Here is a 26,680-nt window from a genome sequence, read left to right on the forward strand (position 1 = left end):
TTATCTTTTTGCAATACGATAGGTAAGAGTCGAAGTTTCAAGATCGTAATTTCGACTTACCTTAGTTCCATCGAGAATTTCTGGTACATCAAATTGTCTAACTAAACTCTCTGAACGTTTTGACTTGAAAGTGTTTCCATTTTCTTCAACACGCTGATCGAATTTTCTATTCTGTGTAACTGTAATGCCACGCTCTTGAGCATTGATATGAATAGTTTCTTCTTCGTGTTTAGGCACTTCAATAGAGAAGTAGTAAAAGTTCTGATCACTTTTAATGTTAGGCTCTAGCTTTGTAATATTGTAAAAGCTATCTTGGCCTTTTTCTTGGATCGTTTCCTTGGCCTTTGTATAATAACTCTTAAGAGCATTTAACTCTTCATCTATTTTTGTTTTAAGGCGCCCCATTAGGCCTTGGTGTTCCTTTTGAAGATCCGCATACTTTTTTTCGAAGGCATCTTTTCTGCTTTTTACAGTATCCTCGTGGAATGCTTTTTGGCTTTTTAGCTCATTTTGTTGAAAAACATCTGTTTGAGTTAGCTTGAAATGGTGATCGCTTTTTAGCTTAGACATCTCTTTGCGTTGCTCTCTTTCAAGGTCTTTAACGGTTGTCGAATTTTCTTTTGATAATTTATCAACACGTTGATCGAATTGTTTATTAATTCGTTGAATAAAGCCATCATTTCTAACGGAAATTTCATTGGCGAGATTCTTGGCCTTTGCTGTCTCGTCAATAATGAACTCTTCATTGTCGTACTTAACCTTTTGGGCCAATTCGTTGACAGTATTTGATGTATCCTCAAGATCGTCACGACCTCTTTGATGGACATATTCTAATTGTTGCTGATAGTTGTCTCTAATGGCAGCAATATTGGCATCTGTTTGAAGTTTTGTATGCTTTTCTTGCTTTGCAAATTGTTGACCAGTTTTTTCAAGACTATTTTTTATTTCATTAAGCCTGGCCTCTTTATGATTGAGTGATTCGATAATAGCTACTTGGTTTTGATCACGTACTGAATCTAGTTTTTCTTCTCCGATAATCCTTTGATCACTTGCCATCTGATTATAGTTTTTACGGATTGATTCAATTTCTTGTTTTTTATCCTTAATAAGGCGTTCGCGCTCATTTTTAAGCTTTAAGTTCTGCTTACTAAATTGGTTGCTATCTTCAATTCTCATAGTGCGCCGTTATTTCCTTGCTCTTGTGCTTCTTCTGGATTTGTTACATCCATTAGCTTGGCAAGCGGTGCTGCACAAACTGGATCGCCACCAGTATGACCTTTACACATCCAAGTGTTAAGGAGGTTGACGCGAATAGAGCGATTGCCTCCGTGGTACTTTACATATGAATTTGGATCAAGTGTTGAAGTAATGATCACACTCGCTGGCCCTCTCGGATTTAGACGTGAAGAGACCATGTACTGATAGACTCGGTATTCAGCATTAGCGCTTAGAGCGATTGTTGCAATGATTAATAGCTTATTGAAGCTGTGGGTTAGCATCTAAGATCTTTCCTTCTACCATTTCAACTAATGCACGAGCGACGATGTATTGGTCAATCTCATCAAATGTTGAAAAGAGAACGCGTTGTTTTTCTAGGTTATTATGTGATGAAATTTTCTTAAGCAGGGACTTTGCTTTAAGGCGTTGAGCTTTTGTCATTCGAATCTCTTCGAAATCACTTCCCATTGCAATATCTTCAAATAATGGGAAATATCCATTTGCACCAAAGTCGATTAATCTCTTAATTGAATCATAGCGTTTTAAAAATCCTAACTCGATCAACTCATTCCTCCTGAATTTCGCTTTGAAATTTTTCGTGAAAATCTCTAGAGTTATTTTATAAATTTTAGAGACTATTTGGCAGACGGCATACATTTCCTTTGATGCTATACGTATTTTCAGGTTAATTTATGAACGCGCTCGGGCAAGTTACTGTTATTTTTAAAGTACTTGATGCTTGCGGTAGGTTATGCATGCATTGAAATTAAGAAAATATAAAGATACAATTAAGTAGACGCTAAGAAGGCGTTAAATTTTCAATGAACAAGGAATGTTTTTGATGAATATCTTAACAGCTGCAACCCTGGCAATTTTATTCAACTTTTCTACTCTCGCATTGGTGGACTATTCACCAAAGTCATCATCTAGTAATGGTGGCTCTTATAATCCTGTGACAACAAGACCTAGTGCTCCTGCTAGAAGTGAAAGAAGTGTTTCTCGTGCACAAACATCTAGCTCTAGCTCTGATTTTTGGGCCTTTTTACCAGAGTATTATGATTTCTCTCTAGGCTATGTTGCAAATAAATCATTCATTACTGATGAAAATATAAATTTTGTAAATTTTAATTTAAAGATGGGATTTGCTCACGGCATCTTTATCGACTTATCTGCTAGGGGAGCTCAGTCTTTAGAAACTTCTGAATTTGAACAGGCCAATTCAGGTGTTAAGCTTGGCTTCAATTGGCTTGAAATTGGTAATGATTATAATAAGCTCATTATCGATACATACCTAGGGATGAGATTTAAAGGTGATAGTGAATTTTCAACACAAAGAAATGATCGTCTTTTAGGAGTTTCTACAGAAAAACGCTTTGGTGCTGTTGCGCTTGGTGTTGATTATGAAAGAGTTTTTGCAGACACTCTTGATAATGACGAAGAAATGGCCGTTGGTGACATCTCACATATTAAGGCCAACCTTGGAATTATGGTTTCACATGAAATTCAATTCCTTTTGACTTATGGGGAAGTAAAGGTCTCTTCAAGTGATTTCTTTACTGCTAATTCTCTAAATTCTGACTTAAAATATTCATACTTAATGCCTCAAATGTTTCTTCGTATGTCACGTTCTGTTCGTTTAAATATGGGAGCAGGTTTTCAGGTGAGTCGTCCAGATACTTCTGTTTTAAATGAAACGACTAAACTTTGGGATCTTCCTGTATTGTACGGGAATACGCTATTTGCTGGGCTTAATTTATCAATTTAAAAATAGGATACTTCATTGTTAATTTCAGATAATATTTACTACTGCAAGAATTGTAAAAAAGTTGTTCCATCTATCGAAGATTTACTCTTTGTTGAAGATGGTTCTAATCTAAGCTTTTGTAGTGAAGCATGTATAGAAAAATTTTATTCACCGCTAATTGACTACTTCACAGGTAAGATTGAAAAGAAGAGAAAAGATCTTAATATCGTTGATGAGCCTGCTTTAGAGGCCCTTGAAAATCCTGCTTTTGTTGATCGTGTGCTACATAAACCTGATGAGATATGGCGCTTAGAAAATGATCTTAAAGAAGAAATTTTTACTTTTATTTCTAAAGTTAATCATAAAGGTGAAGATATCCATTTAATGGCCATTTGCTTTGTTTTTGATCATACGCCTTCATTCGTGTTGGCATTAACGGCAACTGCCAATGATTATTTTGTGCAAGACTTTCAAGTTGGAGAAGAGGTTGAATCACTTGAAGATTACCACCGTGAAATAGAGAGTAATTCAATTTTAGACCCAGAAGATTTTGAGCATATTGAACTTAAAAAGTCTAAATTACTCGCTGAGATGATGATTCATCGAAAAGAGTTCGATATACCATTTGAAGATTTCACTCTTTATATGGACTATTTAAAGCCTACAATTGAGTCTTACGATGAGCTTTACGTTTTCAAAGACGAAGATGATGAAGAGGCCTTTGCATACTTTAAGGCCTTCGAAAAAAGTGGTGTTAGCTTCTTCTATATTGCACTTTGTACAAAAATAGAAAAAGAAGAGCAAAGCTTGATTGTTCCAATTATTTCATTTCCAACGATTGATGGGGATTTGTCGAATTCATATAAAACAGGCAAGCTCGTTGATGGAAATAAGCTTGCCCATTAATTAAATTATTTTTTTTAGAATGATTTGTAGAAATATTCGCCCTTAGATTTAAAGGCGTCACAATATGTTCTATCGTTGTATAGATCAACATTGATTGAACACATGAAGTAGGCATCGTAAGAGATTAGCTCACGATTAAATGGAGAAGGGAATTCATAGCTTTTCTCCTTCATGACCATTACACCGTTGATTCTAAATTGTTGATAGCGTCCGTAATCACGATTCTTAGTTAAGTTAAATAATGAAATTGTTCCAGAGCTATTAATGTACTTACATTGGGCAGAACCAAGATAAATTGAATTTCCTGAGGCCTCTGAAGTTGGTATGACACAAACTCTAGAATTTGTATCAGGGTTTTTTAGTTGGACATAGATTTGAGTTTCGTTAGTGCGAGACTGACAAATTGTATTTGGTCCAAGGTGACTATTTGAAGTATTTGCAAATCCTGTCTGACCATCAAGAGACCAGCTACAGTGAGCAATTGCACTTGGAATATTTGCATTTGAACCATTTGAAGTTGAACTTCCTGAATCATCAATATCAATGACTGAAGAGCCTCCTCCTGATCCAATACTAGAGCCTGAACCAGAGCTATTCGTATCATAGATTGAGCGTGTCTCTCTTGGTGCTACACAAGAAGTAAGGGCCATGATTGCTGTGATAAAAATTAGTTTTTTCATTCAATTCTCCGAATTAATCACCTAACTTATCGGTAATTTTGAAAAAATATTAATTTTTTCATGTAGTTTAATGGTCAATTAACCGATAAATCTCATAATGAAGAAGCTTATCTTCCTAATGACCATTCTAGTACTCGTATTATCAAGTGTTTATCTTGTCATTACGATGCCGTACCGATTTTATTATACCTTCCAAGATGAAGGGATTCAATCGGACTACTTTATTGCCACTAATCGATATGAGTGGCTCTATCGTGGACTATCTCCCTATGAAAAATCTCGAGGTGCGACTTTATTTTGGAAACCGATACACTTTCAAAACTTTCAATTTGATATTCCTTTTGATGATGTAAGCTTTAAGCTATTTCCACGTCCAAATGTCGATAAGTTAAGTGCTTTACCGTATTTTGATATTGTTGATCACAAGAATAGACGTGTGTTGAGTGTTTATGATTTTGAAATTGAAAAATTTAAGGCCGCTATACCGATGGACCCAATTTTTAATCTTCCGGTAGTTACTCAATTTATCAAATCTTCTTCAAATCAAGCTGTTTGGCTAGATGTTTTAAACCTTAATATTAAAATAAAAAAATTGAATCTATATAGTTATAAAAATATTAAGTATCTTCTTTCGAATTACTCACTTCCAAAGCTTGGTTATTTTCTTTATATCTATAAGATTCGTAATCAAATTTTTTCAAAAGATGCAAAGAAGATTGTGCAAAATGGTCCTTTCCATATAATGCAATTTTTCGATGGCCCAAAGAATTCTGGTATTCTAAAAAACTACTTCTATGAAAAGGGACGTCTGTACCATCAAACAATTCGCTATAATAAGAATCATCCAGATCATAATGTTGTCCTTGATAAACTTGTTAAGAATTTAAAGCTTAGTCTTTCTCGTGATGAGGAGAGTTCTCTAGCGATGTATAATGAGTTTAGAAAGCTTAAGTATGAGAAGAGGTTTGAATACAAGGGGATGGCACTACTCTATAGTGCCTGGTCACATGAGCTTGAAAATGAAGCTTTCTATCGTGAAATGATCTATTATCTTGAAAAAGGTAATTACAAAACAGCTCAACTATTTAGTCTTTATGATTTTGCTAAGAAGAAGTTTGGAAAAACATTTTCAAATCGTGATGAAGTTTTAAAAGATGATCTCAAGGCAAAAATTGAAATAGAGACGAAGAAAGAGAGAAAGAAGCAAGAGAGGGATCTTGCTGATTATCAAATATCTGGCGAAGTCGACTTTAAAGATGACGATGCTAAGCTCGATTACATTCTAAAGAATATCGAAGTTAAAGAAGAAAAAGACGATTTAAGCGAGTACTAAGAGATCAAATCCTCAAAACTATCAGGGTGGTGAAAGTTTGGTGAAGTATCTGGGTGCTTATTTGAGTAGTAATAAGTGTTGTCACCTTCGGCCGTCAATACACATGTGGGAGATACTCTTAGATTAGAAAGATCTTCAAAGTTGTGACCAAGCTTCTTAAGTTCAAAGCGACAATTTAGTGTAAAGAGTTCATCCTCTGATTTGATGACAATATTATCAAGTTCAATGTCATTATACTCGGTAAGTTCTGAGCGATATGAATTGAAGATAAAGCAATTCCAACTTGAATCACTCCCAAAGTTAAATTCAAAATATTCACCATCTGTCTTATTGAGAATAAAGAATTCAAAACAAGTCTGTGTCCAAAGGCCTATAACTCGGTTCATCTTTCCATTGTCACGGTGAATGTAAATAGGAGAGAGGTCTCCCTTTAGTGTGAAGTGAAAGTTAACATGGCCGTCAATGACCTTGATCTCAGCAGAAGCTTCGAGATCAAGATCATTTTCAGCAAATGGAATTAAATTAAAATATTTTGAAATCATAAATGACTTTGTTCTTACTTTGTTAGTTACCTTTACCCATTATATTTGTTAAAAAATCCACAGGTAGTGGGAAGAAAGTTGTCGACTTACCATCTCCGCTTGAAATTTCTTTCATTGTATCTAGATAACGAAGAGTAATCGCATTTGGTGATTCATTAAGTACCTTTGCAGCTTCTGCTAGTTTTAATGCTGCATCAAATTCACCTTGAGCTGAAATAACCTTTGCTCTCTTATCTCTTTCCGCTTCTGCTTGCTTTGCCATCGCTCTTTGCATCTCAATCGGAAGGTCAATTGCTTTGACTTCAACTGTTGATACTTTAATTCCCCATGGCTCTGTATGCTCATCTAAAATAGACTGTAGACGTGCATTGATTTGCTCACGCATAGATAGAATTTCATCTAGCTCAAATTGACCAATAACAGAACGTAGAGTTGTTTGAGCAATTTGTCCTGTTGCAAGTAGATAGTTCTCAACTGCAACAACTGACTTTTCTGGATCTTCAACTCTAAAGTAAACAACACCATTAACTTTAAGTGTTACGTTATCTTTTGAGATAATGTCTTGTGATGGAATATCCATTGTGACAGTTCTTAAGTCTACTTTATGCATTTTCTCAAGACCTGGAATTAGCAGTATTAAACCTGGCCCTCTAACAGCTGTGAAGCGTCCTAAAAAGAAGATGACACCACGTTCGTATTCTTTTAGAACCTTAACTGTGTTGAACAATAAAATTAATAGTAGAATTATAAATGGTAAGTAAGGCGCAAAATTAATCATATATCCTCCGTTGAATTGACAAAAACTTTACATTTAACTGACTCTAAAAAAAACTGAGAGTTTAATATTATATTAAGAAAACTAAGGGGAGATTTTTAATAAACTCTCTCTCTTCCTTGTCAAAAATCAATCGTCCCTCAACGTCCCCTTAGTTTTTTCTTCTTTTATTTCAATTATTTAAGCCACAAGAATTTTTTAATCTCTCTTCTTACCCAGTCGATATCGCTCTTAGTTGGTAGCTCATTCTGACACATTGAAAAGATTAAACTCATTAATTGGCGAAAAGATTTTCTTTGACTCATTTTATACCTCTATATTTTTACTTGTAACTTTAGGTTGTCTTTTTTTATGACCTCTACCTTATCACCAACTTTTAGCTTTGACATATCGCCAGTGGCCGTAAGTTGCCACAATTCTCCATTGTAGCGTGAAAAGAATTTATCACCATCAATATCTGTTACTGTAATCTCAACTCCTGTGTACGGATCTTCTGGTTCAGAGAAAATTCTTTTTCTGGACTTATAAAAGACATAGGCAATAACACCAATGAAGGCAAGAATCGCACCAATACTTGAGAAGAGTACAGTTGATGAAATTTGTAGATATGATTCCTCTGTTTGAAATAAGAACATGGAGCCAAAGATCAAACTGGCTATCCCGGCCAAGGTCAGAAGGCCAAAGCTTGTAATATATATTTCTAAGATAAAGAGAACAAAGGCCGCAATAATAAGTAGAAACGCGCCAGTATTTAATGAAAGAATATTAAATGATATTCCTGCTATCAGTATGGCCACGGCCCCTACACTTCCTGCAATAAATCCACCTGGAGCTTGGAACTCTACGTAGATGAGTGCCGCTCCAATGAGAAAAAGAATATAGGCCATATCTGGCGAAGCGAAGAAGCTTAAAAGTTTTTGCCCAAGTGTTTTCTCCATTGTCGTAAGAACATAGTTATCAGCAATCACAACCTTAAAAGGTTTATGATGTGAAAGAAAAGTTTTGTTGTTAATTGTGCTGATAAGACCGCCTACACCTTGAATTGTATCAACAATACCGTTGTGGACATTTTCTTTTAGTGCTTCTGTTTCAGTATAGCTCTTGGCCTCAGTAATCATCTTTGTGAATACTTCTTCATTTTTTCCAGTTGCGGAAGCCTGAGACTTTACGAGAGCTACTAGATCATTGACGATTTTATTTTTCATATCGCCTTCTTTAATATCTGATGTCCCTGAAATTGGAGTTGCTGCACCAATTCGCGTTCCATCGGCCATGTAGAGTACTGGGATGCTACTTGCAATAATTGCTCCAGCACTTGTTGCTGATGCTGAACTAGGCCCCACCCATCCAATCACTAGGTTTTCGCTATTTGCAATTAGGTGCATGATCTCTTTAGTAACACTAACTAATCCGCCGGGAGTGTTTATCTTAATTAAGATCGCGCTTTCTCTTTCGCCTTCAATACTTTGAAAGGCTTTTTGAAGGTAATTTAAAGTGGCCGGAGTGATGGCCTCTTCAATATTAACCGCAACGATTTTATTGATATTAACTTCTTTGGCTTGGTTAAAGCTATCCGCTGCAACTGCGCCGAATGACGTTAAAAATAGAGTAAAGAGTACTACAAAACTTGTAATGATATGCTTCTTCATATATGTTGACCTGCTTATTAAAGGAGATTTCATGTCATCAAATAATATTACTTATAAAGTAATTATCGCTCATTTTTTTAATCCTATAAATGATAAAAAATGTGAATTTTTAGAAGATTATGCAATTGTTGCAAAGCGCACGACAAAAGGTGATTACAAAATCATCGATCGTATGCCTAAGAAAGAGCTTACGGACTATTTAGCGCGTAAGAAAAATGTTGAAGTGATCGACAAGAGTGGCCAATATATTATCCCTGGTCTTTATGATACGCACTTTCACTGGGTACAAGATGCCGTTTGTGAAATGCCAAAGGCCAATCTTCTTAACTGGCTTGAAAATTACACTTGGCCTTATGAAGCAAATTTTAAGAAGCTAGCTTTTGCACGTAAAAAAGCAAAAGAATTTACTTCAAAGATTGCTAATAACGGAACGATTGGTGGAGCATGTTATGGCTCAATTCATTCACACTCTGTCTCAGAAGCACTTAAAAATTTTAAGGGTGATTATATTCTAGGTAATGTTCAAATGACGATGAACTCGCCAGAGTACCTAACAATGGGCGTAGAGGAGACAATTGCACAAACTGAAGCTCTTGCAAAAGAATACAAAGATAAATATGCAGTGACACCTCGATTTGCCATTACAACAGATCCTGTAACAATGGCCGCAGGTGGTAAAACTGCTAAGAAACATCGCTCTTTTATTCAAACTCACTTAAGTGAAACACAAAATGAAATCGACTTTGTACTTAGTATCTATAAGGACATTAAGGGATTTGAAAAAGTAAAAACTTATACTGAAATCTACGACAAAGTTGGACTTCTAACTCCTAAAACAATCATGGGGCATGGTATTTATCTTTCTCCAAAAGAGTTAAAACTTTTAGGTGAAAAGAAAACGATGATTGCACATTGTCCAACAAGCAATGCTCCAATAAAGGAGCTAGGGCTAGGTTCGGGACTTTTTGATTATAAGAGAGCAAATCGTTACAACGTTCACTGGGCGCTTGCCAGTGATATTGGTGGTGGACCTTTCCTTTCGATGCTTGATGTAATCAATTCATTTGTTATGCAAAACCATAAAAGAGGCCACCGCGATACTTCCTACACTCAAGGTCTCTACCGCGCGACGCTTGCTGGAGCAAATTCCCTTAAATTAGAACAAGAAAGTGGGAATTTCGAAGTTGGGAAAAAGCTACATTTTGTGAGCCTTGGTGACAAAAAAATGAGCGCGAGCTTAACGACTGAGGAAAAACTTAAGAAATTGATTAAGAGGCCTAACAAAGATAGGGCCTTATACGTGGATTTGATTGAAGCGACGTATTATAACGGCAATGTGATTTCAGACAGTTAAGCTGGCTAAATCGATGATGTTGAACAATATCGGCTATCGACAATAAAATTACGAGAAAATTGTAAAAAGTTTTCTTACAAATCTGTTAATATGTTTACAAAAATATTTTATTGCTTTAGAATATATTAAGATACGAATCGTAAGTGCTTGAATATAATACTTAGGAGAAATACATGAGAAGTTTTAGTCACATCGCGAAACTAATTAAAGAAAAGAGAACAGCACATCCAAAAGGATATTCTCAATCAGAATTATCACACCTTCTTGGTTACAAGAATGGTCAATTCATTTCTAACGTTGAACGTGCTCTTTGCAACATCCCACTAAAGATGTTACGTAGAGTTTGTGAAATCTTAGACATTAATGAAGCTGAATTAAAAGACGCTATCATTAAAGATCACGAAGAAACTTTAGATAATTATCTAAAGGATGGATCAGGTGTTGTTGGTGCAACAACTGGTGCTGAAGCAACGACGACTTCAAACTTCGTTTACTAATCTGATTACCTTTTCGAAGGTTGTTAGTTAGAAAATATTGATAAAAAAAGAGGGAGCGAAAGCTCCCTTTTTTTTATGTTCAGGATGAATGGTAGAAAATTTAATTATAAACCTTTATATGCCTTGTAATCTTCAAGTGAACCAACAGACTCTTCAGTATCATCTGCATAATTTGCTTCAACTTGAGTTTGAAGATAGTGTGGATCTTCAATTTCTTCTTCTGTAACCTCTGGCTCAACTTCACCAACTGGAAGTTCGTGATTTGAAGAGTAAGTTAGATCCATTTTTAACGATTCAAATTTTTCTTCAAATACTTTTAGATCTTCTTCTTTAAGTCTTTCTTTAAAGGCCAAGAAAGTCTTTTGTGTTTCAATAAAATTGCGCTCAAGCTTTTCTCTTTGCTTCTCACCAACGCGCTCAAAGTTATCAAAGTACTTGCGTCTGGCCATAATGTGCTGCTCAAGTAAATTGAAGTATTTTACAATGATAAAGTCTTCGCCACTTAAATGTTGTGGATTCGGTCGACGATTCTTGCTTGGTCCACGACGTCTACGATTTCGGTTAGAAGATTTATTAGACGGCTTTTTATTTGTTGCTTGTCCCGATTGAGCACTCTTGTTTGCCCCTTGTTGAGGCTGTTGAGCTTTATTAGGATTCGCTGCACTTGCATTTGCTGGACGCTTACGACGTCTGCGATTATTCGAGCGACTTCTGTTCCCACGATTTTGCGGCTTGTCTGAAGATGCTGATGATGAATTTGAGGCGTTCTTGTTGCCTTGCTCCATTATGATTCCTTAGATTATTAACTTTTAGATTTAATTTTAATTATAGCCCCTAATATTGCTAAGTAAAGCTACAACTTGTCTAACACCTATGATAAAATTGGCCAATTTCAATTGAACAACTCTCTAATTTTTTAAAAAGGGGAAATTATATGACTAAAAGAGTTAAAGTTGCAGTTACAGGTGCAGCGGGACAAATTGGTTACGCGATTCTTTTTAGAATTGCTTCTGGTCAAATGTTTGGTCCAGAAACAGAAGTAGAATTACAACTTCTTGAACTTCCACAAGCTCTAGGTGCACTTGAAGGTGTAAAAATGGAACTTGATGACTGTGCATTTCCATTATTAAAAAATATTGTTTGCACAGATAAAATGGAAGTTGCATTTAAAGATGCAAACTGGATTCTTGCTATCGGTGCCGTTCCAAGAAAAGACGGAATGGAAAGAGCTGACCTTCTAAAGGTGAACGGTGGAATTTTTGGTCCACTTGGTAAGGCCATGGCCGCTCACTCTGCGCCAGATTCAAAATTATTCGTAGTTGGTAACCCATGTAACACAAATTGTTACATCGCAATGGAAGCTTCAGGACTTGATAAGTCTCGTTTCTTTGCAATGACGACTCTTGATGAGAAGAGAGCTAAGACTCAACTAGCTCAAAAAGCAGGTGTTGATGTAACAGAAGTTACAAATATGACAATTTGGGGTAACCACTCAGCAACTCAATACCCAGATTTCTACAATGCTAAAATTGGTGGAAAGTCAGCGGCTGAAGTTATCACTGATGAAGATTACTTAAAAGGTGAGTTTATTGAAACTGTACAAAAAAGAGGTGCAGCTATCATTAAAGCACGTGGAGCATCTTCTGCTGCTTCTGCTGCAAATGCTTGTGTAAACGGTGTTTACGCTTTAACTCACGATACTCCTGCTGGTGAGACATTCTCTATGTGTCTTGCATCTAAGGGACAATACGGTGTTGATGAAGGGCTAATCTTCTCATTCCCATGTCGTGTTGAAAACGGTGAGCTTAAAGTTGTTGAAGGACAAGAGCACAATGCATTTGGACAAGAAAAGTTTAATGCAACTCTTGAAGAGCTTCGCGCTGAAAGAAATACTGTAAAAGAACTAGGTCTAGTTTAATTATATTAAGGTGCCTGCTTGAGATCTTGCGGGCACCTTATATCCTAAATCCTTATCCCCAATTTTAATTTCGCTAATAATTGAATAATTATAAGTGGCGCTAAAGAAGAGTAAGCGACAATAGTCCATTCTTTTGAACCAATCACTTTTAAGTTCAAGATACTTCTTAATCCTGGAATATAAATTGTAGCTAACAATAGTATGATACAAAGAAGTACAGCTCCCCATACGTGAATATTCTTCGTTATTTCATTAATTAATATATTTGAACTCTCAAGTCTCATGTTGAATACATGAAAGACTTGACCAAGACCTAGGCTTAGAAAGGAGACTGATAAGGCGCTTTGACTATCTTGAGTTGTTGATAGGGTATAGAAGAATCCTGTAAGGACACTCGTTGTTAAAATGAATCCGTATAGTGATATTAGGGCCCATTTTCTCTTTGTTATAATTTGTTCGTCTCTTGGCCTTGGAGCTGCTTTTAGATAATTTTGATCTCCTTCTCCCATTCCCAAGGCAAGGGCCGGGAAAACATCTGTTACTAGATTTAAAAAGAGAATCTGTAGTGGTAGTAGAGGTAATGGCATATTCATAAGTGATGCAATTGATACAATAAGAATTTCACTTATATTACATGAGAGTAGATACACAACAAAACGCTGAATATTACTATAGATGATACGTCCTTGCTTGATGGCCAAGATAATTGTATTAAACTGATCGTCTTGTAGGATCATATCTGAAGCCTCTTTTGCAATTTGAGTTCCTCTTTTTCCCATTGCAATTCCAATATCAGCATGATTTAAGGCCGCGGCATCATTAACACCATCACCCGTCATAGCAACAACAGCATTCTTTTCTTGAAAGTGTTTAATGAGATCAAGTTTTTGTAATGGCCCAACTCGACTAAAAACCTGTCCACGATTTATCTTCTCTTCGATTTCTTTGTTCCAATCTTTTCTTTGCCCCAAAATTTTTCCATTAATTGAAAAGAAATTATCACTTTCAATTAGGCCAATATCCTTTGCAATTTTTAGGGCCGTACCTTCTTGATCTCCAGTAACCATAATTGTTCTAATTCCGGCCTGTTTCGATTTTTCGATAGCATCTTTAACATCCGAGCGTGCTGGGTCAAGTAAAGCAACAAGTCCTAAGAAGGTGAGTTGATCGTAAGGAAACTTATCTATATTCTCAACATCCTTTGTCGCAAGTGCTAAGATTCGAAGACCTTCACTGGCAAGCTTATGATTTTCTTGATTCCATTCTTTTTTTAATTCTTCATTAAACTCAATTACTCCATCAATATTTCGAATAGACGTACACGCCTTTAAAACTGCTTCAGGGGCACCCTTAACTGCCACGAGTATTGAATTGGCCACTTGATGATATGTGGCCATCATAAGAGTTGAGCTATCAAAGGGGACCTCTTTTAGTTCAGGCATCTGCTGGATCATTTCAGCTCTTTTAATTTTAAACTTGGCCGCTACTTCAAGTAGAGCGATCTCCATTGGGTCTCCAATATTATGGCCCTTCTGCTTGCGATTAATTTCTGAGTTGTTACAAAGAACTCCAATTTGGAGAAGTCGTTTTAATTCATCATCAATGAATTGATTTTCCACTCCGTTCATATCATAGCTCTTGTTTTGAGACTTATAGAGCTGCACAGTCATTTTATTTTCAGTTAGAGTTCCGGTTTTATCGGTGAAGATAATTGAGGTGGCTCCTAGTGTTTCAACAGCAGCAAGCTTGTTAATAAGAGCATTGTTATTTGCCATTCTCCACATACCTTTTGCCAGGGCAAGAGTTGCAACAATAGGAAGTCCTTCAGGTATTGTTGCGATGGCAAGTGCTATGGCCGTCTCAAGCATCAGAATAGGCGGCTTTCCTGCTGTAATACCACTAATTGCAATGACGGCGGCAATGACTAATGAGAACCAAACAATTTGACCTGCTAGTTTATTTAGTCGTTTCTCAAGTGGCGTGGTCTCATCATTATCTTTTCTATCTTTTTCTACTTCTTTTGCAATTATACCAACTTCAGTATCCATTGCCGTAGCTATAACAATACCGCGACCTGACCCTCTTGTTATGGAGGTTCCTTTAAAGAGAATATTTTTTCTCTCGGCAATAATCATGTCGTCTTGGAGAGCTTCGCTTATTTTATCTACTGGTACGGACTCACCCGTTAAAAGAGACTCATTTACATTTAAGTTATTTGCTTGAACTATTCTAAGGTCTGCTCCCAGAATATCTCCTGCTTCAAACAAGACAATATCACCTGGTACCAACTCTTTCGTATTAAGATGTAACGATTGTGCTTCTCGTATTACTCCACATCTCGTTACACCAATCTTCTTTAAGGCTTCCATTGAGCGTATGGCCTTAAGTTCTGTGAAGAATCCCAAAGCTGTATTGATAATTAAGACTGCAACGACAGTGAAGCCTTCTACAATATGACCAATAAAGAAAGATATTAGGGCCGCAATTAGTAGTAATAAAACGATGATACTTTTTAATTGGCGAATGAGTATTGTAATTTTGGATGTACTTACTTTTACAGAGAGTTCATTTGGTCCATAGAGACGTTGTCTCTTTTGGGCCTCTTGATGTGTGAGACCTTTTTCAATATCAGTTTCAAGTAAAGTTGAAACATCGATGTCACTGCATTTAGAATAGAATAGGCTATTGTATTTTTTCATATACTCGCCCTTCTTGAAATTATTTTATGAGAGTTAGAATCTCTCTTTGTTCTTCAATACTAAGTGGTTTAATCGTGTCAGCTTTTTTTCTTTTGATTCCACTTTTAGCAATAACTTTATCGAGATGATGAATACGATCAACCACATTCTTTGTCATCTTAAATAGCCAATCAGGTAGTTGTTCTTTGATCGTTTCACTATCGATTTCCATAAGGGTTACCTTTGACTTTGCCATGACATAAGCTGCGCGGTGAGTGCCTGCAAAAAAGGCCATCTCTCCAATCATCTCCCCTGGGCCAACTAGTGCAACTGGACTTACCTTATTGCCATCAACAACAAAGACAAGTAATTCTCCTTCCTCCACTAGATAGATTGTGTCCGAAGAGTCTCCTTGTTTAATGATGATAGTATTTTCATTATGAACAATTCTCATATGGCCTCTTATTTTAATTGAGTAATCTGCTTGAGCTTAATGACTAATTCACTTACAAGCTTAGGGTAATAGATAGATTGTGGGGCTTTATTAGAAATAAATAAAGGGTTTCTTGTATAATTTTGCTTAAGAACTTCGTTAAAATCTACGATGTCGACATTTTGATGGGCCGCTATCTTTTCTAACTGTTTTATAAAAAGAGGATGTGATGACTTTACTTCACATGCAAAGGCAACCTTTTGTAATGCCTGATCATATGCCTTTGTAATTTCACCTTGCTTCTCAAAAAATTCTTGTTTCAGTTGATGAAACTTTGTGTTGGCCAAAATATTCTTATCAAGTGATTGTACAAGGACATGGGCCTCTTTTGTTTTTGACTCTGACAGTAATGTCTCAAGCTTACTTAGGGCATCTTCAAATAGAACACTTGTTGTATCCTGACAAATTTTTAAATCGTTAATTTCCATATTAATTGGAGGGATTATTGTCAGGATGTTGATTCCTTGTGATTTTAAGTTTCTGAAGAATTTTTCTAGGCGAATATCATAGAGTAGTAGCTCTTTTTCTAGAATACTTCTAAATCTCTCAGGTGAAAGGTTCTCGAAATCAATTTGTTCAATCTCTGAGGTTAACTGCTTAAGATTTTCGTTTAAAAATATTAATCGTGAAAGATTAGGGTGTAATTTTATTAAACTTTGGATGTACAGATTTCTAAATAATTTAAAATTCTGATTATTTACTTTTATGGCATCTTTTTTAGTCGGATAAATATCTTCTTGTAATTCAGAATATCCAGAAGCAAGAATGAGAATTTTTGGAACTTTTTTTAAAGCAGCAACTCGCTCAATCGTGCGATAAAGTGATTCACCTTTAGTGGAAATATTATAAATTGATAACGGACGAGCAAGCTTCTTTGAAAGCTGAGTCGTAATATCGTTAATAAATGGACCTATTGAGACACCCATCTCGTCGCCAACAATAAGTACATCTGCATTTGATGCAACTTCATCTGGGCCAAAGACTCCAGGGGCCATGACATAAGGTGCTGGCGTTTCACGCAGAGGTGCTTCGTGATAATGGTAACTTAGAAGTCCCAAAATTGTGATAATGAACGCACAGGCCAAATAAAATATGATGTTAAATATTTTTTTCATAAAAACTAATCAAGATTTCCCTATGACTTTATTATATACGTAATTTCTGGTACATAGAAGACCTTATGAAAGATGCAAAAAACACCAGATGGGTACCCGAGCTTTTAGCTCCAGCAGGTAGCCTAGAAAAATTGAAAGTGGCCATTAGTTACGGTGCAAATGCCGTTTATCTTGGTGGTCAAAAATATGGACTTCGCCAAGCGGCCGATAACTTCACTATTGATGAGATACGTGAAGGGGTTGAGTTTGCTCACGAGCGTGGCGCTCTTGTCTACGTCGTCTTAAACTCATTCTTCCATGATAAGGATTTTGACGGCCTACTTGATTTTATCAAAGAGCTCGATGATGTTGGCGTTGATGCGGTAATCGTTTCTGATCCTGGCGTTATTAATTATATCGCGGAAAATACTAATCTCGAGGTTCACTTATCAACACAAGCAAGCTGTTTAAACGTTGAAAGTGCAAAGCTTTGGAAAAAACTTGGCGTAACTAGGATTGTTCTTGGCCGTGAAGTTTCAATTGCGGATGCCAAGAAGATCAAAGAAGAAGCCGGTGTTGAAATCGAGATGTTCGTGCACGGTTCAATGTGTATGGCCTATTCCGGAAATTGTGTCATTTCAAATTATACGCAAGGACGTGACTCTAATCGTGGTGGTTGTGCTCACAGTTGTCGCTTTGAATACAAGATCGAAGACGGTAAAAAAGAGCTTAATAGTTATTTCATGAGTTCTAAAGATCTTGAAGGTATTAGACTTTTACAAGACTTTATTGATGCAGGAATCGATTCGCTAAAGGTAGAAGGACGTATGAAGTCTCCTATGTATGCTGGAACGATTTCTATGGTTTATTCAGGGGCCCTTGCTTATTACAAAGAGCATGGAAACTTCTTAAGTGATGATCTTTTAAAATGGGAAGAGGAACTTACGAAAGTTACTCACCGTGCTTATACGCAAGCTTCTTTAGTTGATGAAGCTGATGAAACATCAATATATAACGATCGTGAACACGAGGACAAAACATACAGGGCAATTGGTAAAGTTGCTCAAGTTGTCGATAACGAATTTATCGTCGTTGATGTTAGAAGTGCATTTGAACTAGGAGAGTCTCTTGAGATTATGCCTTTTTCTAATGCTCATGTTGATGTAAGAGTTGATCATATTTCAAATCTTGCGGGGGAGAATTTTGAACGTACACGTCCTGGTGCACTTTTTAAAATCCCTTATGTTGCAGGTGTTGAGGTAAACAACCTTGTACGTGCAAAGGTTGTTAGCTAATGAAGACAACAACATACCTAAATAATTTAAATGATCTTCCTAATATAATTGCTAATAAGGCAACAATTAGTGAAGTTATTCTAGCGACTCGTCTGTTTTCTCAAGTTGGGAAACTAACAATTGAAGAGATGTCCCAGGCCATCGATTCTTTAAAGTCTGAAGGAATCTCTTATTGTCTTGAGTGGGATATTCTAATGACTGAATCTCGCTTTAGCATGTATAAAGAACAATTTAGAAAATATGCTGATCTTGAATTTAAAAGTATTCGCTTAAGAGATCCTGGAGCAATCAATTTTTGTCTAAATGAATATCCAGAACTTGATATTGATCTTCTTCTCGATACGGGGGGACATCATAACCTACATTCAATCAAGGTTTGGAAGAAACTAATTGGTGAGCGTTTAAGAAAGATTGTTTTATCAATTGAGTTATCAAGTAGTGTGGTTAAAGAGTTTTGCTCAGAAATTAAATCTTGGGGCGTAGAAACTGAGCTTCTTGTATTTGGTCGCATTTTACTTTTCTATACACCTCGTAATCTTGTCTCTCCTTTGTATTCAGATGAAAAACTAGAAGACGACTATATTGAAGTGAGTGGCTCTAGTGAAGAATCTCCGCATAAAGGTTTTCCAATTGTTGAAAATCAACATGGAACATTTATGTTTAATACGAAGGATCAATTTCTATTAGAATATATTGATGAACTAAAAGAGTGTGGAGTTAATGATTTAAGAGTGGATACGCGCCATCTTGAAAATAATAACCTTCTTTCTGATGTTATCTCTTTAGTAAATGACTTCGATAAGCATAAAGCAAAAGAAATTAAAGAACAATTTGGCAACTCTACTACTCGTGGTTTCTTTCACGTAAATAAGTCTGATGTACTTTTTAAGAAGCTAAAAAATAAGCGCACTCAACGTCAAGACGAAGGCTTTTTAGGTGAAGTCGTTGATGTTGTGAAAAAGTCTCATATGGCCATTCTTATTAAGGGAATGCGTGGGCAGGATCGCGCCCTAAGTGTAGGAGATGAGCTTCGTTTAACAACGCCTGATGGAAAAGTTAAAACAACTAGAGTTCATAAAATTACACATACTAATGGAACAGAAACAGAGTTTGCTAAGACTGGAGACTTAATTCTTGTTGCGCACGTTAGTGGTGTAAGTGTTAAGACAATGGCCTATAAAAATTAAATAAAGCTAGCTCTTACAAATTGAATCCAGATTCCGCCATTGTTGATCCTTTGTGATCTTAGAATCTTAAATTTTTTATCAATGATAAATGTCTCTGGGATAACAGCATAGGCGCTTTTGGCGCCAATTTGTTGTGCTTTTGAGAAAAAGTCATTCACAAAGTCGTGGATATTTTTTTGTGTTTTAATTCTTTTTCCGTACGGAAGATTACAAGCAATAATGATATTGTCATGATTAAGTTCTTTCATCTTAAAGAAATCGCCATGAGTAACCTCTAGATTATATTGCTCTAGATTCTTTTTGATCGCCTTGATATTGTCTTGGTTTATATCATTTGCAAAGGCCTTCCTGGCAATTTCAATAGGTGCCATCTCTATCTTCTTTGCTGGAAGTTTTCTAAAGATTGGAAAGTTCTCAAAATTATAAGCTCTCTTATTATTAAGCTCGTCTTGTAAAAGGTATTCACTGACAATTGTGCCAGAGCCGGCCATTGGATCAAGCAGGGGATAGTCACTGTCTTCATTTTCGTTGATAAAACGGATTAAAGCGGCCCCAAGAGATTCTCTCATCGGTGCTTTGGCACTTAGGATTTTATGTCCTCTCTTATCTAATCTTTCACCAGAACAATCGATTGATAATTGGCACATATCTTCTTCAAAGCGTAAAAAGATTATCGGTGGATGACTCCATTCTAATTGTGAGTACTTCGCTTTAAAAGGCTGGGCCTTTTGATAGTCACTTATTGCATCTTTTGTGGCCTTAATGATTTTGCGATCATCAAATAAACGCGAGTTATGAGAGCTAACTTTAAATTCAATCTCAGTTGTCGGTATATAATCATTCCAATTTATTTTAGTAAGTTTCTTATAAAGTTTAGGAAGATCTCTTGCTTTAAATTCTTCAATTCTAAGAAGTACTCTCGTTGGAATTTTTAAAAATTTAATAATGGTAAGAAGCACGAACAAGTCGCTGGATTTGAGTGTTAATCCATCTTCTAAATCAAGCTCAACTTCACTGAAGAATACGCTACTTAGTAAGTCTTTTATCTCTTCTTTGGCAAAGACTTCTAGTCCTGGAGTAACAGAGAGAAATAATTCGTAAATTTTTGAAGCTTTTTGCATATTATTTATATACACGATCTTGAGTTTATAACCAATTGATCATATATAAATGATATGGCCAAACAAAGTAAATACGGAACTCTATATTTAATTGCAACTCCTATTGATGAGCAAAACCCGCTTGAGACTACAGCTTTAAATTTATTAAAGTCTGCTATTGAAAAGCGTGAGCAAAGTCTTTTTCTAATCGAGGACTTAAAGCCTTGTCGTAGACGTTGGATAAGATTTGGACTTGAGCGAGAGATTATTGAAGACTTTATTCTCTTCAATGAGCACACTCAAGTTGAGATAGAAAACGATCTCATCTCAAAGATCCAAAGCGGTAAAGACGCTTATTTAATGAGCGATGGAGGCCTTCCGGCCTTTTGTGATCCAGGTCAAAAACTAGTTAAAAGGTGTCATGAACTTGGTATTCGTGTCACTTGTACGCCTCATAGTAATTCTATTTCACTAGCTGTAGCGCTATCTGGTATTGATTGTGCAAATTTCACCTTTGCTGGTTTCCCTCCTCGAAGACCAGAGGAGCGCAAAGAATTTCTAAAGAAATTAGCAAAAGTCGATATGCCTAAGATACTAATGGATACTCCCTATCGCTTAACAAGACTTCTTGAAGAGTCTGTTGAAGTATTTGGTGAGCGTCTTGGCTTTGTTGGGATGGAACTTAACGGTGAGGAAGAAGAATTAAAATATGGTAAGTTGTCGAAATTACTCAAAGAAGTTTCTGGTTTAAAGAAAGAGTTCATTCTTATCATAAAGTAATTGTTTAGAGGCCAAGCAAATCAGATAGATTTTTCCAAAGCATAAATGGAATGTTGTTGCTTCGAATAAAATCTGCTAAATTGCCTAAATCATTAGGTATGTACATGAAAAAAGACAATTTAGACGCTCAGGCAACAAGCGATCGTAAGCTTGAGCATATCAAATTAACAGATGCTGCACAGACAGCTCACATCTTAGCTGATAAGCGCTTTTACTATGAACCTCTTTTTAGTGGAAATAGAGAAGTGCCCGATCTTAGTCTAGACTTTGCAGGTCATAAGTTAGATCTACCTATTTGGGTTTCTTCTATGACTGGAGGAACGGGCATCGCTGCAAAAATTAATGAAAATTTAGCACGTGCTTGTGGAGAGTTTGGAATTGGTATCGGACTTGGCTCTTGTCGAAAGCTTCTTTCAAAAGACAGTCGTAGTCAGTTCTTCAGTGATTTTGATATTGCAAAACACTGTGGAAATTCTCCTTTCTATGCAAATCTTGGTGTGGCACAACTAGAAGAGTTGATTGATGAAGGTGCTCTTAATAAAGCAAGTGATGTGGTCTCATCTCTTGGTGCAAATGGTTTAATTATTCACGTTAATCCTGCACAAGAATGGTTCCAGCCGGAAGGCGATATCATCAAGCGCTCGCCGTTAGAAATTATAAAAATATGTTTAGAAGAGTTTGATTTTCCTATCATTGTTAAAGAAGTTGGACAGGGAATGGGACCAAAATCTTTGGCCGCCCTTATGCAAATGGATCTGGCCGCAATAGAATTTGCTGCCTTTGGTGGAACAAATTTTTCTAAACTTGAATATATTAGAAATTCCAATGACTTATCTATTCATGAACCTCTGTGTCATGTTGGCCATACTGCCCTAGAAATGGTAAAAATGAGCAATCAGATTATCGATCAATTAGGAGAGCAAGTAAGGTGTAAGAACTTTATTATCTCAGGTGGAATTAAGTCATATCTTGATGGTTTCTACCTTTGTAAACTCTCAAAAGGAAATGCCATTTTTGGTATGGCCAGTGAATTTTTAAAGACGGCCATGGTTGACTATGAAAGTGTAAGTCGTCAAGTTACACAAATTAAAGCAGGTCTAGCATTTGCTAATTCATACCTTAGTGTAAGGAGTGAAAATTGAAATTGATTCAAGGTTTTTCAAAACTAACAAAAGAGCAGAAAGTTGATTTTATCTCCAAAAATCTCGAGACAGGTTCAAAGGAACAAATTCTCTCTTTCTGGCATCAGGATCAAAAATTACAAAATACTTTTGATGAATTCTCTGAGAATACCATCTCAAATTTCTACCTACCATATGGTGTGGTTCCAAATTTTGTATTAAATCAAAAAGTTTATAACGTTCCAATGGTTATTGAGGAAAGCTCTGTTGTTGCTGCTCTTTCAAAAGCTGCAAAATTTTGGAGTTCTCGTGGTGGTTTCAAGGCCGAAATTATTGGAAGTGAAAAGATAGGACAAGTGCACTTTGTTTACGAAGGTGAGAAGGCGCAACTTAAAGAGTTCTTTGAAAACGGAAAAATCGATATTTTAAACTCTCTGACTCCATTAACAATTAATATGGATAAGAGAGGTGGTGGAATTCGCTCGATTGAATTAGTTGATCTAACTGATAAAGAAGAGAATTACTACCAAATCAAAATGGCATTTGAAACTTGTGATGCAATGGGGGCAAACTTCATTAATTCTGTTTTAGAAGCTGTTGGTAAATATTTAGAAGAAAAGCTAGGAGAGCATGTACAAGTTATTATGTGTATCCTTTCTAATTATACGCCTAATTGTAAGGCCCGTGCATGGGTAGAGTGTCCGATTGAAGACTTAAATGAAAAGAGTCTTGGAATGGATGCAAAGACTTTTGTACAAAAATTTTCACGTGCAGTTCGCATCGCTCATATTGATCCGCATCGTGCAACAACTCATAACAAAGGTATCTTCAATGGTATTGACGGAGTTGTTATTGCGACAGGAAATGATTTTAGAGCAGTTGAAGCCTGTGGGCACACATATGCTGCAAGAGATGGACAGTATCGCTCATTAACTAATTGTAAGGTTGAAGGGGATAAGTTCTTATTTGAAATTGAAATTCCATTAGCATTGGGAACTGTTGGTGGATTAACAAAGCTACATCCTCTAGCGAAGATGTCTCTTGATATATTAGAGCGTCCAAGTGCAAATGAGCTAATGATGATTACAGCAAGTGTAGGACTTGCTCAAAACTTTGCAGCTCTAAAGAGTTTAGTGACAAGTGGTATTCAAAAAGGACACATGAAAATGCACCTAATGAATATATTGGGACAACTTGAAGCTAATAATGAAGAGAAAGAAAAGATTGCTGAATACTTTGCGGACAAGGTTGTTTCGTTTAGTGCAGTAAGAGAACAACTAGAGAGTTTAAGAAACTAAATTATGAACACAACACACACAAGCAACACAATTTTAAAGTATTTGGAAGGAGAGCAATTTCTTGAACTTCCAAAGAATGGCCAATTATATTTTGGACATGGAAAACTACTTCTATCTGGAGAGTATTTTGTTTTAGATGGTGCTCAAGCACTTGGTCTACCAACAACTGTTGGACAATCTCTTCGCGTACAATATTCGGCTTCTTTTGACCCAAAGTTATATTGGAAGTCATATGATCCGGCCGGAAAATTATGGTTTGAAGTTATCTTTGAGTTTTGGCACTTCAATATCTTAAATGAAAACCCAACGAAAGAGATGATGGTTCTACAGCAAATGCTTAGACAGGCCAGAAGACAGAATAAGCACTTTCTAAGAGATGGTGTTGATGTTCATGTTGTAACACAACTTGGATTCCCTCTAGAATGGGGACTTGGGTCTTCATCGACATTAATTCATAATATCGCTGATTGGGCGATGGTTTCACCATTTGAGTTAGCATTTAATACTTTAGGTGGATCAGGTTATGACATTGCTTGTGCGCAAAGTGATGATCCAATTATCTATCAAAAAAGTGGTGATGGGCCAAAGTGGTCACCTGTAGAATTTAATCCATCATTTAAAAATAATTTATACTTTATTTATCTAGGTCATAAGAAAAATTCTCGTGACGCTATTGAATATTATAATCAATTACGTCCGCATTCACCGGAAGTAATTAATACAATTAGTGAACTTTCAAATCAGATTGCTGCGGCAAAGACACAAGAAGAGTTTAATTTCTTAATTCGTGCTCACGAAGAAATCATTGGAAAGCAGTTAAAGCTTAAACCTATTAAGCAAGAGGCGTTTAGTGACTTTGATGGAGAAATCAAATCACTTGGTGCATGGGGTGGAGATTTCATTCTTGCTTCAACAATGAATAATAGAAAGTACGTTTCAAATTACTTTGAGGAAAAAGGCCTAAAGGTTATCATTCCTTACCGTGATTTAATTGTCGATAATGATCCAAAAGTTGAAGCTAATAATGTCCACTAATTTCAAGTTAACGAATTATAATATAGAAAAATTAAATGAAGGCCGCTCTTTCACAGTAAAGAGCCCTTCAAATATTGCATTAATCAAGTACTGGGGGAAATATGGGGAGCAACTGCCTTCTAATCCTTCACTGAGTGTGACACTTGATAATGCTCACACTTTAACAACTTATAAGATTTCTAAATCTAATAAATTTGAATTAGATTTTAAATTTGAATCTCTTAAGAATGAAAAGTTTCAGGCACGTGTTGAGAAATTCTTTAATCGCGCCATCGAATTCTTCCCATTCATTAATGAGTGCAATATTGAAATGGATTCAATGAACTCATTTCCTCATTCTTCAGGGATTGCTTCTTCCGCTGCTTCAATGTCTAACTTTGCAAGTGCACTATGTGAAATCGAGAAGCTTGTTACTGAAGAAGATCACGACGAAGAGTACTATCTAAAGAAAGCTTCTTTTATGGCCAGATTAGGATCAGGGAGTGCTTCTCGCTCGCTTTTTCCAAAAATGTCGATTTGGGGAAAATCTGTTCAAGGTAGTTCTCAAGACTATGCAATTGGGCTTGATAGCTTTGATAAGTCTTTTGAAGGTATCTGTGATTCTATTGCTATTGTAAGTGCAAGTGAAAAGGCCGTTAGTTCAACAGCTGGTCACGCTCTTATGAATACTCATCCATTTGCAAAGACGCGTTTTTTAAATGCATGTAATAACTTTAATTCACTTTGCTTTGCTTTAAGTAGTGGTGATTTTAATTCTTTTGCTGAAATTGTTGAAGCCGAGGCGCTAGAACTACATGGCCTGATGATGAATTCAAAACCATCATTTATTCTTATGGAACCGAATACTTTGGCCATTATTGCAAAGATTAGAAACTTCAGAGCACAATCAGGCGCAAAGATATGTTTCACTCTTGATGCTGGTCCAAATGTTCACATTCTTTATTTGAAAGAAGATGAAGCGAAGGTACGTCAATTCATCGAAGAAGAAGTAACTAAGCTGTGTCATAATGAGATTGTTATCCATGATCACATGGGTAATGGTGTTGAGGTTGAGTTTCTAAATCGAGAATCATAATGGAAAATATCGGAAGCTTCAGTGCTAAAATTCTTCTTTTTGGTGAGTATTCAATTATTCGTTCTTCAAAAGCATTAGCAATGCCATATGCTCTTTTTGATGGGAAATTAAATTTTCCAGAAGATCAAAATACTGGAATTGATTCTGAGCTTTCTGCATTTTCTCAATACTTAAAAAAACAAAATGAGAAAGGGAAGCTAAGCTTTAACTTTGATCATCAATCTTTTTCTTTTGATATTTCTAGCGGTATTAGATTTAAGTCGACTATCCCTCAAGGTTATGGTGTTGGGAGCTCTGGTGCTCTTTGTGCAGCCGTTTTCGATCGCTATGCTCGTATATGTGATGAACAAAGAAATGATATCGCATTCTTAAAAGATTGTTTTAAAGAAATGGAGTCGCATTTTCATGGCTCTTCATCTGGAGTTGATCCGCTTATAAGCTATCTAAATGTTCCACTATTAATTGATAGTAAGAAGCAACTAACTGAAGTTGTTCTTAAAAATGATTCCAAAGGGCCAGGGCTTTTCCTTTTAAATACTGGCCGTGCAAGAAGAACTGAGCCATTGGTAAATCTTTTTATGGAAAAGTGTTCATCTAAGGATTTTGCCTATCTTTGTGATCGTGTTTTAACACCTATTTCAGATGAGTGCATTAAGTACTATATTGCTGATGATCGCGAACAACTTTGGAAGAAGTTTAAAGAGCTGTCATCTTTTCAGTTTGAACATTTTAATCCGATGATTCCTGCTCTCTATCGTGATCTTTGGAGCGAGGGGCTTGAGTCAGATGATTTTTATTTAAAGCTTTGTGGCGCCGGAGGGGGAGGATTCCTTCTAGGCTTGGCCCGAGATATCTCTAAGCTTCCTACACAGCTAGCTAATTTTGAATTAAGACCAGTATAATAAAGG

27 protein-coding genes are annotated in these 26,680 nt (G+C 36.2%); 14 read left to right on the forward strand and 13 right to left on the reverse strand.

Annotation, left to right across the window (positions count from 1 at the left end; all coding sequences use genetic code 11):
• The 3 genes from ACMAWV_RS08145 to ACMAWV_RS08155 are packed head-to-tail and all read right to left on the reverse strand — an operon-like array spanning position 1 to position 1,782.
• A complete protein-coding gene (locus ACMAWV_RS08145) occupies positions 1-1,176 on the reverse strand; it encodes an Hsp20 family protein (RefSeq protein WP_103217351.1) in 1,176 nt (391 codons plus the stop codon).
• Complete coding sequence (locus ACMAWV_RS08150) at positions 1,173-1,499, reverse strand: hypothetical protein (RefSeq protein WP_392991804.1); 327 nt, start codon at positions 1,497-1,499, stop codon at positions 1,173-1,175. Before ACMAWV_RS08150 ends, ACMAWV_RS08145 begins: the two co-directional genes overlap by 4 nt.
• A complete protein-coding gene (locus tag ACMAWV_RS08155) occupies positions 1,477-1,782 on the reverse strand; it encodes a hypothetical protein (protein WP_103217349.1) in 306 nt (101 codons plus the stop codon). Before ACMAWV_RS08155 ends, ACMAWV_RS08150 begins: the two co-directional genes overlap by 23 nt.
• A 277-nt stretch (positions 1,783-2,059) precedes the next feature.
• Between ACMAWV_RS08155 and ACMAWV_RS08160 the strand changes: the two genes are divergently transcribed.
• Together ACMAWV_RS08160 and ACMAWV_RS08165 are read left to right on the forward strand one after the other, a co-directional pair.
• Positions 2,060-2,983: a hypothetical protein gene (locus ACMAWV_RS08160; RefSeq protein ID WP_412469600.1), complete on the forward strand. Its 924-nt coding sequence runs from the start codon at positions 2,060-2,062 to the stop codon at positions 2,981-2,983.
• A 15-nt stretch (positions 2,984-2,998) separates the two neighbouring features.
• A complete protein-coding gene (locus tag ACMAWV_RS08165; RefSeq protein ID WP_412462653.1) occupies positions 2,999-3,868 on the forward strand; it encodes a hypothetical protein in 870 nt (289 codons plus the stop codon).
• Positions 3,869-3,882: 14 nt separating this feature from the next.
• Here ACMAWV_RS08165 and ACMAWV_RS08170 read toward each other — a convergent pair whose 3' ends face one another.
• Positions 3,883-4,548, reverse strand: a complete 666-nt coding sequence (locus tag ACMAWV_RS08170; RefSeq protein WP_412469599.1) for a hypothetical protein — start codon at positions 4,546-4,548, stop codon at positions 3,883-3,885.
• Positions 4,549-4,645: 97 nt separating this feature from the next.
• Here ACMAWV_RS08170 and ACMAWV_RS08175 point away from each other — a divergent pair, with 97 nt between their 5' ends.
• The gene (locus tag ACMAWV_RS08175) at positions 4,646-5,881 is read left to right on the forward strand and encodes a hypothetical protein (protein ID WP_392991810.1); all 1,236 of its coding nucleotides are present in this window, start codon (positions 4,646-4,648) and stop codon (positions 5,879-5,881) included.
• Here ACMAWV_RS08175 and ACMAWV_RS08180 read toward each other — a convergent pair.
• The 4 genes from ACMAWV_RS08180 to ACMAWV_RS08195 form a co-directional block, all read right to left on the reverse strand.
• Positions 5,878-6,423 carry a hypothetical protein gene (locus ACMAWV_RS08180; protein ID WP_103217344.1) on the reverse strand — a complete coding sequence of 182 codons (546 nt, stop codon included), beginning with the start codon at positions 6,421-6,423 and terminating at the stop codon, positions 5,878-5,880. The two genes, ACMAWV_RS08175 and ACMAWV_RS08180, sit on opposite strands and share 4 nt — an antisense overlap.
• 22 nt (positions 6,424-6,445) lie before the next feature.
• Positions 6,446-7,201: a slipin family protein gene (locus ACMAWV_RS08185; protein ID WP_103217343.1), complete on the reverse strand. Its 756-nt coding sequence runs from the start codon at positions 7,199-7,201 to the stop codon at positions 6,446-6,448.
• Between the two features lie 173 nt (positions 7,202-7,374).
• A complete protein-coding gene (locus tag ACMAWV_RS08190) occupies positions 7,375-7,503 on the reverse strand; it encodes a hypothetical protein (protein ID WP_255407610.1) in 129 nt (42 codons plus the stop codon).
• Positions 7,504-7,512: 9 nt separating this feature from the next.
• Positions 7,513-8,847, reverse strand: coding sequence for an NfeD family protein (locus tag ACMAWV_RS08195; RefSeq protein WP_158246825.1), 1,335 nt, complete (start codon positions 8,845-8,847; stop codon positions 7,513-7,515).
• 31 nt (positions 8,848-8,878) lie between these two features.
• On the opposite strand from ACMAWV_RS08195, the gene ACMAWV_RS08200 reads away from it, so the two are divergent.
• Both ACMAWV_RS08200 and ACMAWV_RS08205 read left to right on the forward strand, forming a co-directional pair.
• Complete coding sequence (locus tag ACMAWV_RS08200) at positions 8,879-10,201, forward strand: amidohydrolase family protein (protein WP_158246824.1); 1,323 nt, start codon at positions 8,879-8,881, stop codon at positions 10,199-10,201.
• A 173-nt stretch (positions 10,202-10,374) separates the two neighbouring features.
• Entirely contained in the window at positions 10,375-10,698 is a 324-nt protein-coding gene (locus tag ACMAWV_RS08205; protein WP_103217340.1) for a helix-turn-helix domain-containing protein, read from the forward strand.
• A 104-nt stretch (positions 10,699-10,802) separates the two neighbouring features.
• Here the strand turns inward: ACMAWV_RS08205 and ACMAWV_RS08210 are convergent, their stop codons facing one another.
• Positions 10,803-11,483, reverse strand: a complete 681-nt coding sequence (locus tag ACMAWV_RS08210; RefSeq protein WP_103217339.1) for a hypothetical protein — start codon at positions 11,481-11,483, stop codon at positions 10,803-10,805.
• Positions 11,484-11,632: 149 nt separating this feature from the next.
• Between ACMAWV_RS08210 and ACMAWV_RS08215 the strand changes: the two genes are divergently transcribed.
• Entirely contained in the window at positions 11,633-12,616 is a 984-nt protein-coding gene (locus ACMAWV_RS08215; RefSeq protein WP_103217338.1) for a malate dehydrogenase, read from the forward strand.
• 44 nt (positions 12,617-12,660) lie between these two features.
• On the opposite strand, the gene ACMAWV_RS08220 is transcribed toward ACMAWV_RS08215, so the two are convergent.
• Genes ACMAWV_RS08220 through ACMAWV_RS08230 form a run of 3 tightly spaced genes read right to left on the reverse strand, consistent with a single transcriptional unit; the run spans position 12,661 to position 16,902 of the window.
• On the reverse strand, positions 12,661-15,315 hold the full coding sequence (locus ACMAWV_RS08220; RefSeq protein ID WP_412469598.1) for a cation-translocating P-type ATPase: 2,655 nt from the start codon (positions 15,313-15,315) through the stop codon (positions 12,661-12,663).
• Between the two features lie 19 nt (positions 15,316-15,334).
• Positions 15,335-15,748 carry a cyclic nucleotide-binding domain-containing protein gene (locus ACMAWV_RS08225; protein ID WP_103217336.1) on the reverse strand — a complete coding sequence of 138 codons (414 nt, stop codon included), beginning with the start codon at positions 15,746-15,748 and terminating at the stop codon, positions 15,335-15,337.
• Positions 15,749-15,756: 8 nt separating this feature from the next.
• The gene (locus tag ACMAWV_RS08230; RefSeq protein WP_412462650.1) at positions 15,757-16,902 is read right to left on the reverse strand and encodes a hypothetical protein; all 1,146 of its coding nucleotides are present in this window, start codon (positions 16,900-16,902) and stop codon (positions 15,757-15,759) included.
• A gap of 65 nt (positions 16,903-16,967) precedes the next feature.
• On the opposite strand from ACMAWV_RS08230, the gene ACMAWV_RS08235 reads away from it, so the two are divergent.
• Together ACMAWV_RS08235 and ACMAWV_RS08240 are read left to right on the forward strand one after the other, a co-directional pair.
• Positions 16,968-18,176 (forward strand): peptidase U32 family protein, encoded by a 1,209-nt coding sequence (locus ACMAWV_RS08235; RefSeq protein WP_103217334.1) that lies wholly within the window; start codon positions 16,968-16,970, stop codon positions 18,174-18,176.
• Positions 18,176-19,363 (forward strand): peptidase U32 family protein, encoded by a 1,188-nt coding sequence (locus ACMAWV_RS08240; protein ID WP_412469597.1) that lies wholly within the window; start codon positions 18,176-18,178, stop codon positions 19,361-19,363. The genes ACMAWV_RS08235 and ACMAWV_RS08240 overlap by 1 nt, the downstream gene beginning before the upstream one ends.
• Here the strand turns inward: ACMAWV_RS08240 and ACMAWV_RS08245 are convergent.
• On the reverse strand, positions 19,360-20,484 hold the full coding sequence (locus ACMAWV_RS08245; protein ID WP_412469596.1) for a THUMP domain-containing protein: 1,125 nt from the start codon (positions 20,482-20,484) through the stop codon (positions 19,360-19,362). The two genes, ACMAWV_RS08240 and ACMAWV_RS08245, sit on opposite strands and share 4 nt — an antisense overlap.
• A 54-nt stretch (positions 20,485-20,538) precedes the next feature.
• Between ACMAWV_RS08245 and ACMAWV_RS08250 the strand changes: the two genes are divergently transcribed.
• The 6 genes from ACMAWV_RS08250 (at position 20,539) to ACMAWV_RS08275 (ending at position 26,674) form a co-directional block, all read left to right on the forward strand.
• Entirely contained in the window at positions 20,539-21,243 is a 705-nt protein-coding gene (locus tag ACMAWV_RS08250; RefSeq protein WP_392991825.1) for an SAM-dependent methyltransferase, read from the forward strand.
• A gap of 104 nt (positions 21,244-21,347) precedes the next feature.
• Entirely contained in the window at positions 21,348-22,385 is a 1,038-nt protein-coding gene (locus ACMAWV_RS08255) for an isopentenyl-diphosphate delta-isomerase (RefSeq protein ID WP_392991827.1), read from the forward strand.
• Complete coding sequence (locus ACMAWV_RS08260; protein WP_103217329.1) at positions 22,382-23,662, forward strand: hydroxymethylglutaryl-CoA reductase, degradative; 1,281 nt, start codon at positions 22,382-22,384, stop codon at positions 23,660-23,662. Before ACMAWV_RS08255 ends, ACMAWV_RS08260 begins: the two co-directional genes overlap by 4 nt.
• 3 nt (positions 23,663-23,665) lie before the next feature.
• Positions 23,666-24,697, forward strand: a complete 1,032-nt coding sequence (locus ACMAWV_RS08265; protein ID WP_103217328.1) for a GYDIA family GHMP kinase — start codon at positions 23,666-23,668, stop codon at positions 24,695-24,697.
• On the forward strand, positions 24,687-25,772 hold the full coding sequence (mvaD, locus tag ACMAWV_RS08270; protein WP_412469595.1) for a diphosphomevalonate decarboxylase: 1,086 nt from the start codon (positions 24,687-24,689) through the stop codon (positions 25,770-25,772). Before ACMAWV_RS08265 ends, mvaD begins: the two co-directional genes overlap by 11 nt.
• Complete coding sequence (locus ACMAWV_RS08275) at positions 25,772-26,674, forward strand: mevalonate kinase (RefSeq protein WP_233189699.1); 903 nt, start codon at positions 25,772-25,774, stop codon at positions 26,672-26,674. The genes mvaD and ACMAWV_RS08275 overlap by 1 nt, the downstream gene beginning before the upstream one ends.
• The last annotated feature ends 6 nt before the right edge of the window (positions 26,675-26,680 follow it).

The organism is Halobacteriovorax sp. RT-1-1 (genome assembly GCF_047085455.1).
In the GTDB taxonomy this organism is placed as follows: Bacteria; Bdellovibrionota; Bacteriovoracia; order Bacteriovoracales; family Bacteriovoracaceae; genus Halobacteriovorax_A.